The 13,577-nt window shown below is 74.4% G+C and carries 12 protein-coding genes; 5 read left to right on the top strand and 7 right to left on the bottom strand.

The annotated features are described in order from the left end of the window. The first annotated feature begins 98 nt into the window (after window positions 1-98). Window positions 99-1,010, top strand: a complete 912-nt coding sequence (locus AB4039_RS25375; RefSeq protein WP_442271901.1) for an MBL fold metallo-hydrolase — start codon at window positions 99-101, stop codon at window positions 1,008-1,010. A 28-nt stretch (window positions 1,011-1,038) separates the two neighbouring features. On the opposite strand, the gene AB4039_RS25370 is transcribed toward AB4039_RS25375, so the two are convergent. Then, window positions 1,039-1,737: a chaplin gene (locus AB4039_RS25370; RefSeq protein WP_266838437.1), complete on the bottom strand. Its 699-nt coding sequence runs from the start codon at window positions 1,735-1,737 to the stop codon at window positions 1,039-1,041. A 126-nt stretch (window positions 1,738-1,863) separates the two neighbouring features. Between AB4039_RS25370 and AB4039_RS25365 the strand changes: the two genes are divergently transcribed. Next, window positions 1,864-2,412, top strand: a complete 549-nt coding sequence (locus AB4039_RS25365) for a hypothetical protein (RefSeq protein ID WP_266838438.1) — start codon at window positions 1,864-1,866, stop codon at window positions 2,410-2,412. Here AB4039_RS25365 and AB4039_RS25360 read toward each other — a convergent pair. Together AB4039_RS25360 and AB4039_RS25355 are read right to left on the bottom strand one after the other, a co-directional pair. Further along, window positions 2,393-3,601, bottom strand: coding sequence for an SWIM zinc finger family protein (locus AB4039_RS25360; RefSeq protein WP_442271900.1), 1,209 nt, complete (start codon window positions 3,599-3,601; stop codon window positions 2,393-2,395). The genes AB4039_RS25365 and AB4039_RS25360 overlap by 20 nt on opposite strands. Further along, window positions 3,598-6,438, bottom strand: coding sequence for a DEAD/DEAH box helicase (locus AB4039_RS25355; RefSeq protein ID WP_266841562.1), 2,841 nt, complete (start codon window positions 6,436-6,438; stop codon window positions 3,598-3,600). Before AB4039_RS25355 ends, AB4039_RS25360 begins: the two co-directional genes overlap by 4 nt. A 351-nt stretch (window positions 6,439-6,789) precedes the next feature. Between AB4039_RS25355 and AB4039_RS25350 the strand changes: the two genes are divergently transcribed. Continuing rightward, window positions 6,790-7,053 carry a DUF6343 family protein gene (locus AB4039_RS25350; protein ID WP_266841564.1) on the top strand — a complete coding sequence of 88 codons (264 nt, stop codon included), beginning with the start codon at window positions 6,790-6,792 and terminating at the stop codon, window positions 7,051-7,053. A gap of 1 nt (window position 7,054) precedes the next feature. Here the strand turns inward: AB4039_RS25350 and AB4039_RS25345 are convergent, their stop codons facing one another. The 4 genes from AB4039_RS25345 to rpsA form a co-directional block, all read right to left on the bottom strand. Then, entirely contained in the window at window positions 7,055-7,387 is a 333-nt protein-coding gene (locus AB4039_RS25345; RefSeq protein ID WP_266841566.1) for a tetratricopeptide repeat protein, read from the bottom strand. A gap of 172 nt (window positions 7,388-7,559) precedes the next feature. Next, a complete protein-coding gene (coaE, locus tag AB4039_RS25340; RefSeq protein ID WP_266838440.1) occupies window positions 7,560-8,189 on the bottom strand; it encodes a dephospho-CoA kinase in 630 nt (209 codons plus the stop codon). An 81-nt stretch (window positions 8,190-8,270) separates the two neighbouring features. Next, window positions 8,271-9,209, bottom strand: a complete 939-nt coding sequence (locus tag AB4039_RS25335; RefSeq protein WP_266838441.1) for a PAC2 family protein — start codon at window positions 9,207-9,209, stop codon at window positions 8,271-8,273. A gap of 179 nt (window positions 9,210-9,388) precedes the next feature. Next, on the bottom strand, window positions 9,389-10,909 hold the full coding sequence (gene rpsA / locus AB4039_RS25330) for a 30S ribosomal protein S1 (protein WP_266838442.1): 1,521 nt from the start codon (window positions 10,907-10,909) through the stop codon (window positions 9,389-9,391). Between the two features lie 340 nt (window positions 10,910-11,249). Between rpsA and AB4039_RS25325 the strand changes: the two genes are divergently transcribed. Both AB4039_RS25325 and AB4039_RS25320 read left to right on the top strand, forming a co-directional pair. Beyond that, complete coding sequence (locus AB4039_RS25325; protein WP_266838443.1) at window positions 11,250-12,098, top strand: class I SAM-dependent methyltransferase; 849 nt, start codon at window positions 11,250-11,252, stop codon at window positions 12,096-12,098. 1 nt (window position 12,099) lies between these two features. Beyond that, window positions 12,100-13,577: DEAD/DEAH box helicase (locus tag AB4039_RS25320; RefSeq protein WP_442271899.1), on the top strand; the 1,478-nt coding region annotated here is incomplete at its 3' end.

Below are 13,577 nucleotides of genomic sequence, written 5' to 3'. Positions count from 1 at the left end.
ATTTACAGCTTGAATGATTCGAGCTTGATGTTTATGGTGGGCGCCGTCGCCGCGGGACGGACCGCGGCGGACTGACGCGAAATCAAGGGAGATGCCCCATGGCCGATGTGACGGTGACTCAGGTGGACCAGGTGACTCGGGACGCCCGGGACGGACGACGGAGCCGGCCGGCGGGAATCCGCTCGATACGGCTCGGCGACACGAAGGTGACGTACGTTCCGGACGGCGATGTGCGGCTCCGGCCGCTACCACTGCTCCAGGACACCACCGAGGAGACGTGGGCCGCGCACCCGGAGTACCTGGACGCCGACGRCCACCTCGTGGGGAGCATCGGCAGCCTGCTGGTGGAGCACGGCGACCGCGCGCTCCTGATCGACGCGGGCTTCGGCCCGCGGACGTACGAGGCCCCGGACGGCCCCCTCGCCACGGTCCACGGGGGCGCCCTCCCGCACCACCTGGCCGAACTCGGCCGCCGCCCGCAGGACGTCGAGGCGGTGGCCTTCACCCACCTGCACGTCGACCACCTCGGCTGGGCGTCCCTTCCCGCCCCCGGCGGCGACGGGTTCCTGTTCGCCCACGCCGACCTCCTGGTCTCCGGGCCGGAGTGGGAGCGGCGCGACCTGCTGGAGGCCCAGGGCACGGGCGAGCAGGTCGCGGCCATGGCGCCGCAGGTCCGCACGATCACGGACGGGCAGGAGATCTTCCCCGGCGTCCACGTCCGGATCACCCCCGGCCACACCGTCGGGCACGCCGAGTACGTCATCACCGGGGGCGGACGTCGCCTGATCGCCTTCGGCGACGCGGTGCACTCCCCGATCCAGATCGACCACCCGGAGTGGTCCTCGGCCTTCGACCACGACCCCGCCCTGACCGCCGGTCACCGCCGCCGTCTCGTCGCCGAGCTGGCGCAGCCCGACACGATCGGCTTCGGCGTCCACTTCGCCGACGTGGTCTTCGGACACGTCCGCCAGGACGGGGACGGCCCGGCCTGGCAGCCCGTGGACGCCTGACCCCCCATCGGGTCGACGGGGCCTGGTCCTAGTTCAGGCGGAACCGGCGGTAGAGCACGACCCCGCCGAGCAGCAGGACGCCGCCGCCGGACAGCAGGTAGCCGAGGCCCTCGGAGCCCGTGTGGGCCAGGGCCGAGGTGTGGCGCGGGGGTACGGCCGGGGCGGGCGCGGCCGGCGGGGTGACGGGCCGCACGGCGACGGGCGGCTGGGCCGGCTTGCCGCCGGTCGGGGGCTGCTGCCCGTTGGCGGAGGTGTTCCCCTGGGAGGCGTTGCCGACCCCGACCACGCTCACCGAGTTGCCGCTGACGTTGAGCGGCAGGTCGACCGGGAGCTGGAGGCCGTTGCCGGAGAGCAGTCCCGGGGAATCCTTTCCGCGCCCGTCGGCGACCGCTCCTCCCGCGTTGCCGGACGCGGATGCCGCCCCCTGCGCGGAGGAGGCCGAACCGGCGGGCCGCGGCCGCGGATTCGCCTCGCCCCCGGACCCGTTGGCACAGCGGTTGCCGCTCGCGGAATTGAGCACCCCGACGACGCTCACCGTGTTCCCGCACGCGTTCACGGGGACGTGCACGGGCAACTGCACCAGGTTCCCCGAGAGGAGGCCCGGCGAGCGTTCGGCACGCCCGCCCGCGTCCGCGTCGGCGTGGGCGAGGGCACCCACCCCCGCGACCGCCAGTCCACCGCCCGCGACCATCGCCGCGATCAAGCCATTCCGACGACTGTGACGCATCAGATTTCCTGCTTTCCGGAGGGGTTCGGGGCATCTCGCCCGCACCGGAAACAACGCCGTGAACCCATTCGGGTTATAGAGCCGGTAGGTATTTCACTCCATCGTGTACTGGGTAGTGCCTACTTCATGACGGAACGACCGCTGCTGCTCCTGGACGTGGACGGCCCCCTCAACCCCTTCCGCGACCCCTTCGCCGCCCTGCGCGGGTACGCGAGCCACCGCATGCGCCCCGACGTCTGGCTCTCCTACCGCGACCCGGAGTCCCGCCGCGCCCGGCGCGGCCTGCGGGTGCGTCTCCACCCCACCCACGGGGCCCGGCTGCTGGCCCTGCCCTTCGACCTCGCCTGGGCCACGGCCTGGACGCACCAGGCCAACACCCTGATCGCCCCGCGCATAGGCCTTCCCGACGATCTTCCGGTCATCGAGTGGCCGGAACTCTTCGCCCGCGACCCCGACGGGCTCTTCTGGAAGACCCGGCCCCTCCTGGACTGGGCGGCCGGCCGCCCCTTCGCCTGGGTCGACGACATGATCACCCCGGAGGACCGGGCGTGGGTGGCCGCCCACCATCCGTCCCCGGCCCTGCTGCTGCGCGTCCACCCCCGCCACGGCCTCCGTGACCGCGACTTCACGGCCCTGTCGACGTGGGCCGCAGCCGTCACCGGGGCAGGGCCGTGAGGGGGTCCGTGGAGGCGGGGGCGGGGGCGGGCCACCAGTCGTCGCTGTGGGGACGGGATTCGTAGCCGTACCAGAGGCCCTCGCGGCTCAGGCGGAGCTGGCGGGTGCCGGAGGTGAGCCGGTTGCGCTCGGGGCGGAAGGAGCCCTGCCCGGCGGCGAGGAGGGCGGGCCGGGCCCGGTCGAAGGGACCGGCCGGCGGATCCCAGGGCTCGTCGAGGACGGTCAGCGCGGACAGGCCGCCCTGGCGCCAGGCCGCGGCGGCGCGGGCCAGGTCGGTGCTGGTGCGGCCGGTGGCCCGGGCCAGGTCCCGGTACAGGGTGCGGGCTGCGCCGGTGAGGCCGGCCGTGGGATGCGCGGAGGCCAGCCGGACGGCGTCCTGCCACGGCGTGAGCCCGCCGGTCGGGTCGGCTCCGGTGCCGAGCAGGACGAGGGCACGGGCGGCCGCGTCGGTGGCGAGCTGGTCCAGGGCCAGCGGGTCCGGGGCGGCCGGATCCGCCGGGTAGGCGGGCGGCAGGCCGACGGCGGCGGGCGCGGCGAGCGGGGCGGGCAGCGGGGGCAGGACGGTACGGGCCACCGCCGCGCGGGCGGGGACGCCGGGGAAGTCCGGTGCGGCGTCGGGCTGTTCGCGGGCGGCATGGGCCGCGTTGCGCCGGGCCAGCTCCTCCAGGAGCTCGCGCTCCCCGCGGCCGCGCAGGAGCAGCAGGACGAAGGGGTCCGCGTCCAGCAGCCGGGCCGCCCGGTAGCAGAGGGCCGCGGCGTGCTTGCAGGGCGGCCGCCCCACGTCCGGGCAGGAGCAGCGCACGACGAGCTCGCCCGCGCCGGGCAGGACCGTCCCCGCGAGGGACTGCGGGACCTCCCGTTCCAGCAGGGCTCCCAGGGCTGTCGGGTCCGCCGCCACCTCCTCCAGGACCTCGGCCCACTCGGTGTCGGTGAAGGCGTCCAGCGACAGCTCGGTCCGGTACGGGCGGGCCCGGCTGCCCCGCACGTACGCCACGATCCGGCCCGGGGTGACCGTGACCGCGTCGACGTGGCCCTCGGCGGCGTACGCACGGCCCCGCGCGAGCCGGGCGGCGTCGTGTGCGCGCTCCTCCAGGGCGGCCACCCAGGCACGCCCCCACCAGGTGATCGCCTCCACGCCCGCGGGCACCGTCTCGAAGGTGCGGCGGCGGTCGTCGCGCGCGGTGATCACGCCGGCCTCCGCAGGGAGACGAGATCGGCCAGCTCCCGGTCGGTCAGCTCGGTCAGCGCCGACTCGCCGGAGCCCAGCACGGCGTCGGCCAGGGCGCGCTTGGCCTCCAGCATCTCCGCGATGCGGTCCTCGACGGTGCCCTCGGCGATGATCCGGTGGACCTGGACGGGCTGGGTCTGGCCGATGCGGTAGGCGCGGTCGGTGGCCTGTTCCTCGACGGCGGGGTTCCACCAGCGGTCGTAGTGGACGACGTGCCCGGCGCGGGTGAGGTTCAGGCCGGTGCCGGCGGCTTTGAGGGAGAGCAGGAAGACGGGGACCTCGCCGGACTGGAAGAGGTCGACCAGTTCCTCGCGGCGGGCGACGGGGGTGCCGCCGTGCAGGAGCCGGCAGGGGATGCCGCGGTCGGTGAGGTGCTTCTCCAGGATCCGGGCCATGGTCACGTACTGGGTGAAGACCAGGACCGAGCCGTCCTCGGCCAGGATCGTGTCGAGGAGCTCGTCGAGCAGGGCGAGCTTCCCCGAGCGGTGCGGGATGCGGGGCGGATCCTCCTTCAGGTACTGGGCGGGGTGGTTGCAGATCTGCTTGAGCGAGGCCAGCAGCTTCATGATCATGCCGCGCCGTTCCATGCCCTCGCTCGACTCGATCACCGCCATCGCCTCCTCCACCGCCGCCTGGTAGAGCGAGGCCTGCTCCCGGGTCAGGGACACCGGGTGGTCCGTCTCGGTCTTGGGCGGCAGCTCGGGGGCGATCCCCGGATCGGACTTCTTGCGGCGCAGCAGGAACGGCCGCACCAGCGCCGCCAGCCGGGCGACCGCCGCCTCGTTGCCCCCGTCCTCCTCCTGCTGGTGTTCCACCGGACGGGCGTGGCGGGCCCGGAAGGTGGTCAGGGGACCCAGCAGACCCGGGGTGGTCCAGTCGAGCAGGGCCCACAGCTCCGAGAGGTTGTTCTCGACCGGGGTGCCCGTCAGGGCCACGCGGGCCGGGGCCGGGATGGTCCGCAGCGCCTTCGCGGTCGCCGAGTGCGGGTTCTTGACGTGCTGGGCCTCGTCGGCGACGACCATGCCCCAGCTCTGCCCGGCCAGCTGGGCGGCCGCGGCGCGCATGGTGCCGTAGGTGGTGAGCACGAAACCGCCGCCCGGCCCGTCCAGACTGCGGCCCGCTCCGTGGAAGCGGCGCACCGGCGTCCCCGGCGCGAACTTCTCGATCTCCCGCTGCCAGTTGCCCAGCAGGGACGCCGGGCAGACCACCAGGGTCGGCTCGGGCCGGGCACGGTGCAGGTGCAGGGCGATCAGCGTGACGGTCTTGCCCAGACCCATGTCATCGGCGAGACAGCCGCCCAGCCCGAGCGAGGTCATCAGGTCCAGCCAGGCCAGACCCCGCAGCTGATAGTCCCGCAACGTCGCCCTCAGCCCCGCGGGCACCGCGACCGGCGCCGGCTCCCCGGTCAGCCGCTCGCGCAGCGCGGCGAGCGCCCCGACCGGGACGGCCGGCACGCTCTCCCCGTCGACCTCGGCGGACCCGCTCAGCACGACGGCCAGCGCGTCCACCGGGTCCAGCAGCCCCAGCTCCCGCTTGCGCGCCTTGCGCACCAGCTCCGGATCGACGCGCACCCACCGGTCGCGCAGCCGGACCACGGGCCGGTGCGCCTGCGCGAGGGCGTCCATCTCGCCCGGGGTGAGCCGGTCCCCGCCCAGGGCCAGCTCCCAGGAGAAGGCGAACAGCGCCGCCGCGTCGAAGAACGCGGTGCCGTCGGTGGCGGAACCGGGCGCGGTGGACCGTACGACGGCGGTCGCCGAGAGCGTACGGGCCAGCTCGCGCGGCCAGTGGACCGTTACTCCGGCCGCCGCGAGGCGGGGCGCGGCGGCGCCCAGCAGGTCTTCGAGCTCCGGGTCGGACAGGGCCAGGGCGTCGGGCACGGGCTGGTCGAGCAGGCGCAGCAGCGGCGGCCAGACCCGGGCGGCCCGGCGCAGCGCGAGCACGGCGTCGATCCGGGCGCGGGGGCCGAATCCGGCGGCGGCCGCCCCGGCCCACAGCAGCCCGGCATCGGTCACCAGGGTCGGGTCGGCGAGGCTGTGCACCTGGACGACGGCGGCTCCGGCACGGCGTACGTCCTCCGGCTCGGCCTCGTCGAACAGGCGGAAGGAGGACAGGTCGAGCCGCAGCGAGATGCCCACCCCCGCATCGGCGCCGGCCGCGACCTGCGTGGCCCACTCCCGTATCCCCGGCACCCGCTGCGGCTCCCGCGCGGCGAACGGCCGCCCGGCGGCGAACGGCGCGGCCGGCGTACGGGGCAGGGTGTCGGCCACGGCGTCGAGGAACGCCCGGACCAGGGCCTCCGGTTCGGGCAGCGTCAGCGGGCGGCGGCCGGGGAGCGGGGTGGCGTACGCCTCGTGGGGGAGGGCGGCCGCGAGGGCGCGCAGGTACGCGACGTCCTCGGCGTCGAGGGGCCCGGCCCGCCAGGCGTCGACCCCGTCGGGGGTGAGCCCCGGCAGCAGGCGGCCGCGCGCGGTGAGGGACAGCGCGAGCCGGGCGGCGGTGCCCCAGGCACGGGAGGCGGGATGGGCGGTGGGGCTGTGGGGCGCCCCGACGAGCACGGGCAGGGCCTCGGCCACGGACAGGGTCACGGCGGGCACGGTACGGGTACGCACCCCCGCGCCGTGCGGCCGGACCACCTGGAGCGGGCCGGGGGTGCCGGTCTCGGGCAGCGGATCCCCTTCGGGGCACCAGAAGGCCACCCGGCCCTCACGGGGGACGGCAGCGGGAAGGAACACGACGGCCCGGCGGAGCAGCGGCGACGGGGGCACGGGCGGCGGCCCCTGCCGGTACTGCTGCGGCATGGTCTGCGGCGTGCTCACGGCGCCCCCTCCCAGGTCTCCGGCCCCGCCCGGTCATGGCGGATCCACTGCCGCCGAGTCTAGGCGGGCCCGCTGACAACCGCCGCTGACCTGCAYGGACACCCTCCGGTGACGGCGGCCCGAGCGGCCGGGGCGGATGGAGCGGCCGGCGCCGGATCCGCAGCCGCCGGCGCCGGAAAGGTCTGACTGGAAGGAGTCCGTCCGGCAGCCGGCGGCCGGCACCGTTCCTTCGGGCCGGGCGTGCACCCGTACGGCATCACCCCTGATCCCTGCCCCCTGGCCCCCTGGCCCCCTGGCCCCCTGCGGTGGGACCATGGACGGGAGGCGATGACCATGCGTACCGGAAACGAGCCGGTGACCGCCCGCAGCCCGCTGCGCCTGCGGCTCTGGCTGAGTCTGTGGGGGCTCCTGTGGGGAGCCGCCGGGACGGCCGTCTTCTCGATGGCCGGCCTTCCCGGGTGGGCGGCGGCGTGCGCGGTCCTCGTGCTGGTCGCGGCGGTGGACATGGCCGTCGTCGTGCGGCACATCCACCAGGGGCCGCACTACCAGCCGGGCCCGGACGTGCCCCCGTACGAGCCTCCCCGCCGCCGCCTCTGAGTCACTTCTCGAAACGGGCCGCGGCCAGGTACTCGGGCTGCGGGTCGAGGGCGGCGGCGAGCCGGAAGTGGCGCCGCGCCTGCTCGTGCCGCCCGGACCGCTCGTGGGTCCGGGCGAGCGCGAAGTGGGCGAAGGCGTTGTCCGGCTCGCGCTCCAGCACCAGCGTGAACTCCCGCTCCGCCGACCGCAGCTGCGCCGACGCGAAGAAGGCCCGGGCGCGCAGCAGCCGGGCCGCGGTGTTCTCGGGGTGGGCGGCTATCACGGAGTCGAGGAGCCGGAGCGCGCCGCGCGGGTCGCGGGCGGCGAGCAGCCGCTCGGCGGCCCGGTAGTCGATGACGTGGGTCTCGGGGCTGGTCTCCTGCGGGCCCGAGCCCGCGCCCGGGGCGGGCGGCTGCTGGGGCGGCGGGGGCGGGGTATCGGACACGATGTCTTTCCTTCCCTCCGGGGGCGCGTTCAACGCCCCCCGCCGCTGCGCCTGTTCCACACCGCCGGCCGACCGGGCGGCCTCAGTCGCCGGCCGGGACCTGCGGAGCCACGGACCCCGCCGCCCGCGCCACGAGTTCCTTCCACACCGCGCGCACCTGCGGCTCCAGCGCCTCCAGCGGCCCGTCGTTGTCGATGACCAGCGTGGCCACCGCCAGCCGCTGTTCCCGCGTGGCCTGCGCCGCCATCCTGGCCCGCGCCTCCTCCTCGGTCATGCCGCGCAACGCGGTGAGCCGGGCCAGCTGGGTGGCGGGGGCGGCGTCCACGACCACGACGAGGTCGTACAGGGGGGCGAGGCCGTTCTCCGCGAGCAGCGGTACGTCGTGCACCACGATCGCGTCGGGCCCCGCGGCCCGTTCCAGCTCGGCGGACCGGGCCCCGACCAGCGGGTGGACGATCGCGTTCAGCGTCCGGAGCCGCTCCTGGTCAGCGAAGACGACCGCTCCCAGCCTGGGCCGGTCGAGCGCCCCGTCGGCGGCCAGCACGCCGTCCCCGAAGGCCCGCACCACGGCCGCGAGCCCGGGGGTACCGGGCTCCACGACCTCCCGTGCGATCCGGTCGGCGTCCACGACGACCGCCCCGTACCCCGCCAGCAGCCGCGAGACCTCGCTCTTGCCGGCACCGATTCCGCCTGTCAGGCCCACTTTCAGCATGTTCTGCACCCTAGGCCCCGCCGGCCCGCGAAGACCAGGCCCCCCAGGACCACCCGCCCCACCCACGCCGTACCCGGCCGCCTACGCCTCACCCTCGCGCTCGGCGAGGAAGCGCTCGAACTCGCGGCCGATCTCGTCCGCCGACGGGATCTCGGCGGGCTCGGCGATCATGTTCCCCCGGGTTTCGGCCCCGGCCGCGGCGTCGTACTGGTGCTCCAGGCCCTGGACCAGGCTGACCAGCTCCTCGTCGCCCTCGCGGATCTGCCGGTCGATCTCGGTCTGCGTGCGGTGCGCCTCGGTGCGCAGGGCGTGCGCGACGGCCGGCAGGACCAGCCCGGTCGCGGCGGTGATCGCCTCCAGCGCGGTGAGCGCGGCGTCCGGGTACGCGGAGCGGGCGACGTAGTGCGGTACGTGGGCGGCGACGCCCAGCACGTCGTGCCCGGACTGGCCGAGGCGGAACTCCACCAGCGACTCGGCGCTGCCGGGTACCTGCGCCTCGTCGAAGGGGCTGCGGTGGCCGGGCATCAGGTCGGTCCGGTTGCCGTGCGGGGTGATGCCGACGGGACGGGTGTGCGGGACGCCCATGGGGATGCCGTGGAAGTTGACCGAGAGCCGGACTCCGAGCCGCTCGACGATCTGGCGGACGGCGACGGCGAAGCGCTCCCACTCCACGTCCGGCTCGGGGCCGGAGAGCAGCAGGAAGGGCGCGCCGGTGGCGTCCTGGACGAGGCGGACGTCCAGCCGGGGTTCCTCGAAATCCGTCCAGTGGTCGCGCTTGAAGGTCAGCAGCGGGCGCCGGGCCCGGTAGTCCACCAGCCGGTCCGCGTCGAAGCGGGCCACCACTTGGTGCGGCAGGGTCTCCAGGAGCCGCTCGACGATCTGCTCGCCGGCCTCGCCCGCGTCGATGTACCCCTCGAAGTGGTAGAGCATGACCAGCCCGGCCGAGTCCTGGGCGAGCGCCAGGTCGGCCACCGCCAGGCCCTTGGCGTCCCATTCGTACAGACCCTGTGGATCAAGCACCCTCACCACTCCTCCCTCGCGCCGTGTTCTCCGGTGCCAACGTCCAAGGACGCCCGGCCATTCCCCAGTTGGCGGCTTTCACAGGAAGAACAACGCGACGAGGCCCGCCCCCCGGAGGGGACGGGCCTCGTCTTTCAGCTCAGCTCACGCCGTGGCGCGACGCCTGTGCTGCGCTGCGATCAGCTCTGGCCGCCGGCCAGCTTCTCGCGGAGCGCGGCCAGGGCCTCGTCCGACGCCAGGGCGCCGGAGGTCTCGTCCGCACCCTCGGAGGAGTACGAACCGCCGGAGATGCTGGCGCCGCCACCGGTGCTGCCACCGGCGGCCGGGGCGGCAGCGCCCTCGGCAGCAGCGGCCTCGTCGGCCTCGCGGCTCTTGATGACCTGCGCCTGGTGCTGCTCGAAGCGGACCTGCGCCTCGGCGTACTGGCGCTCCCAGGTCTCGCGCTGGGTCTCGTAGCCCTCGAGCCAGTCGTTGGTCTCGGGGTCGAAGCCCTCGGGGTAGATGTAGTTGCCCTGGTCGTCGTAGGACGCGGCCATGCCGTACAGGGTCGGGTCGAACTCGACCGACGCCGGGTCGGCACCGAAGGACTCGTTGGCCTGCTTCAGCGACAGCGAGATCCGGCGACGCTCAAGGTCGATGTCGATGACCTTGACGAAGATCTCGTCGTTGACCTGGACGACCTGCTCCGGGATCTCCACGTGGCGCTCGGCCAGCTCGGAGATGTGGACCAGACCCTCGATGCCCTCGTCCACGCGGACGAACGCACCGAACGGAACCAGCTTGGTGACCTTACCCGGGACGACCTGACCGATCTGGTGGGTCCGGGCGAACTGCTGCCACGGGTCTTCCTGCGTCGCCTTCAGCGACAGGGAGACACGCTCGCGGTCCATGTCGACGTCGAGGACCTCGACGGTGACTTCCTGGCCGACCTCGACAACCTCGGACGGGTGGTCGATGTGCTTCCAGGACAGCTCGGAGACGTGCACGAGACCGTCGACGCCGCCCAGGTCCACGAAGGCACCGAAGTTGACGATCGAGGAAACGACGCCGGAGCGGACCTGACCCTTCTGCAGGGTGGTGAGGAACGTCTGGCGAACCTCGGACTGGGTCTGCTCGAGCCAGGCACGGCGGGACAGGACCACGTTGTTGCGGTTCTTGTCCAGCTCGATGATCTTCGCCTCGAGCTCCTTGCCCACGTAGGGCTGGAGGTCGCGGACGCGACGCATCTCGACGAGAGAGGCCGGCAGGAAGCCGCGGAGGCCGATGTCGAGGATGAGACCACCCTTGACGACCTCGATGACGGTACCGGTGACGATGCCGTCTTCTTCCTTGATCTTCTCGATCGTGCCCCAGGCACGCTCGTACTGAGCGCGCTTCTTGGACAGGATCAGGCGGCCTTCCTTGTCCTCCTTCTGGAGAACCAGGGCCTCGATCTCGTCGCCGACCTTGACGACCTCGTTCGGGTCGACGTCGTGCTTGATCGAGAGCTCGCGGCTCGGGATCACGCCCTCCGTCTTGTAACCGATGTCGAGGAGAACCTCGTCCCGGTCCACCTTGACGATGACGCCGTCGACGATGTCGCCGTCGTTGAAGTACTTGATCGTCTCGTCGATGGCCGCGAGGAACGCGTCCGCGTCGCCGATGTCGTTGACCGCTACCTGCGGAGGGGTGGTGGCGGTGGTCTCGGTGCTGCTCGTCATGTGGGAAAGGGCTCCGGTTACGGACAGAAAGTCGTAGGTACTGCTACGCCGGGAGCCCTAATCGGCAACTGCCGAAGCCGGACAGCCAAGGAAGCCCCAGTTCCGCCAAAGCGGCAGGGCCTCGAAAACCGAGGGGACATCAACAGAAGCAAGCGCAGCCTGCTAGGTCTGAGGAGCACAGGCTCGCAGCGCAACTTGTAGCATACGGGGGCAGCCGGACAGGGTCAATGCGCGAAGGCGCACACTGCGGGCAGATCGCCGCACAACCGGCACAATTCGTGGGCGGGGACGCCCCGATGAGCAATCCAGAACCCATCCGCAGACTACGACGACGGGCCCCATGAACCAAGAGGACTACGCCCCCGAAGACGCGTACGACGCCGAAGGCGCCGACGGGGACGACGCCGAGGCCACCCGGCGTGACGCCGGGGAAGCGGAGAGCAGCCGGGCGAGCCGCGGCTGGTGGGACCGCAACGCCGACGACTACCAGAGCGAACACGGCGCCTTCCTCGGCGACGACCGCTTCGTCTGGGGTCCGGAGGGCCTCGACGAGGAGCAGGCCGCCCTGCTGGGGCCCGCCGCCTCCCTCAAGGACAAGGACGTCCTGGAGATCGGCGCCGGGGCCGCCCAGTGCTCGCGCTGGCTCGCCGCCCGCGGCGCCCGGCCCGTGGCCCTGGACCTTTCCCACCGCCAGCTCCAGCACGCCCTGCGCATCGGCGGCGACGTCCCGCTCGTCGAGGCCGACGCCGGCCGGCTGCCCTTCCGCGACGGATCCTTCGACCTGGCCTGCTCGGCCTACGGGGCCGTCCCCTTCGTCGCCGACCCGGTGAACGTGATGCGCGAGGTCCACCGGGTACTGCGCCCCGGCGGCCGCTGGGTCTTCTCCGTCACCCACCCGCTGCGCTGGGCCTTCCCCGACGAGCCCGGCCCGGAGGGCCTCTCCGTCGCCGCCTCCTACTTCGACCGGACCCCGTACGTCGAGCAGGACGAGCAGGGGCGCGCCGTCTACGTCGAGCACCACCGCACCCTCGGCGACCGGGTCCGGGACGTGGTCGGGGGCGGGTTCCGCCTGCTCGACCTGGTGGAGCCGGAGTGGCCCGCGTGGAACACCCAGGAGTGGGGCGGCTGGTCCCCGCTGCGCGGCAACCTGATCCCGGGAACCGCGATCTTCGTCTGCGAGCGCGACTGACATGATCCGCAGCGCCGCCCTCGACGCCCTGCCCGTACGGGAGGCCCTGCCCGCGCTCGTCTCCGCCCTGGAGGACCGGGGCGCGGCGGTGCTGTGCGCCCCGCCGGGTACCGGTAAGACCACGCTGGTGCCCCTGGTGCTCGCGGGGCTGGTGGGGGGCGGCCCGGAGCGCCGGGTGCTGGTGGCCGAGCCGCGGCGGATCGCCGCCCGGGCCGCCGCGCGGCGGATGGCGTGGCTGCTGGGCGAGCAGCCGGGCGCCTCGGTGGGCTTCACCGTGCGCGGGGAGCGGGTCGTGGGCCCCTCGACCCGCGTGGAGGTGGTCACCACCGGTGTCCTGCTCCAGCGGCTCCAGCGGGACCAGGAGCTGCCCGGCGTGGACGTGGTGGTCCTGGACGAGTGCCACGAGCGGCACCTGGACGCCGACACCGCCGCCGCCTTCCTCCTCGACGTGCGCGAGGCCCTGCGTCCGGAGCTGCGGCTGGTGGCGGCCTCCGCGACCACCGACGCGGCGGGCTGGGCCCGGCTGCTCGGCGGCGCGGACGGGGACCCCGCCCCGGTGGTCGAGGCCGCGGGTGTCTCGTACCCGGTGGAGACCGTGTGGGCACCGCCGGCCCGGCCGGTGCGGCCCCCGCACGGGATGCGCGTGGACCCGGCACAGCTGACGCACGTGGCGTCGGTGGTCCGGCGGGCCTTGGCGGAACGTTCCGGCGACGTGCTGTGCTTCCTGCCCGGTGTGGGTGAGCTGACCCGGGTCGCCGGGCAGCTGGGCGCGGTGGGGGCGGAGGTGCTCCAGGTGCACGGCCGGGCGGCCGCCGCCGTCCAGGACGCGGCGCTGACGCCGGCGGCGCACCGCCGGGTGATCCTGGCGACCGCCGTCGCGGAGTCGAGCCTGACCGTGCCCGGCGTACGGGTGGTCGTGGACTCCGGGCTCGCCCGCGAACCCCGCGTGGACCACGCGCGGGGCCTGGGCTCGCTGGCCACCGTACGGGCGTCCCGCGCCGCGGGCCGGCAGCGGGCCGGGCGGGCCGGGCGTGAGGCGCCGGGAACGGTCTACCGCTGCTGGGCGGAGGCGGAGGACGCGCGGCTGCCCTCCTTCCCCTCCCCCGAGATCCGCACCGCGGACCTGGCGGCGTTCGCGCTCCAGGCCGCCTGCTGGGGCGATCCGGACGCCTCCGGTCTGGCCCTGCTGGACCCGCCGCCGGCCGGGGCCATGGCCGCCGCAAGGGAGGTCCTGTCGGTCGTCGGCGCGGTCGACCCCACGGGCCGGCCGGCCCCGCGCGGACTGCGGATGGCCCGGCTGGGGCTGCATCCGCGGCTGGCGCGGGCGCTGCTGGACGGTACGGAGGCACTGGGCGCGCGGCGGGCCGCGGAGCTGGTGGCGCTGCTGAGCGAGGAACCGCCGCGGGAGTACGGGGACGACCTGGCCGCCGCCTGGCGGTCGGCCCGGCGCGGCGGCGACGCCTACGCGGGGCGCTGGCG

Source organism: Streptomyces sp. M-16 (genome assembly GCF_052114405.1).
Taxonomy (GTDB): Bacteria; Actinomycetota; Actinomycetes; order Streptomycetales; family Streptomycetaceae; genus Streptomyces.
This window is presented reverse-complemented; position numbering and strand designations above follow the sequence as displayed.

Bases quoted from the DNA above. Each gene is read 5' to 3' on its own strand.
- rpsA (WP_266838442.1), bottom strand. From the start codon at position 10,909: ATGACGAGCAGCACCGAGACCACCGCCACCACCCCTCCGCAGGTAGCG.
- coaE (WP_266838440.1), bottom strand. From the start codon at position 8,189: ATGCTGAAAGTGGGCCTGACAGGCGGAATCGGTGCCGGCAAGAGCGAG.
- AB4039_RS25355 (WP_266841562.1), bottom strand. From the start codon at position 6,438: ATGCCGCAGCAGTACCGGCAGGGGCCGCCGCCCGTGCCCCCGTCGCCG.
- AB4039_RS25350 (WP_266841564.1), top strand. From the start codon at position 6,790: ATGCGTACCGGAAACGAGCCGGTGACCGCCCGCAGCCCGCTGCGCCTG.
- AB4039_RS25365 (WP_266838438.1), top strand. From the start codon at position 1,864: ATGACGGAACGACCGCTGCTGCTCCTGGACGTGGACGGCCCCCTCAAC.
- AB4039_RS25325 (WP_266838443.1), top strand. From the start codon at position 11,250: ATGAACCAAGAGGACTACGCCCCCGAAGACGCGTACGACGCCGAAGGC.
- AB4039_RS25370 (WP_266838437.1), bottom strand. From the start codon at position 1,737: ATGCGTCACAGTCGTCGGAATGGCTTGATCGCGGCGATGGTCGCGGGC.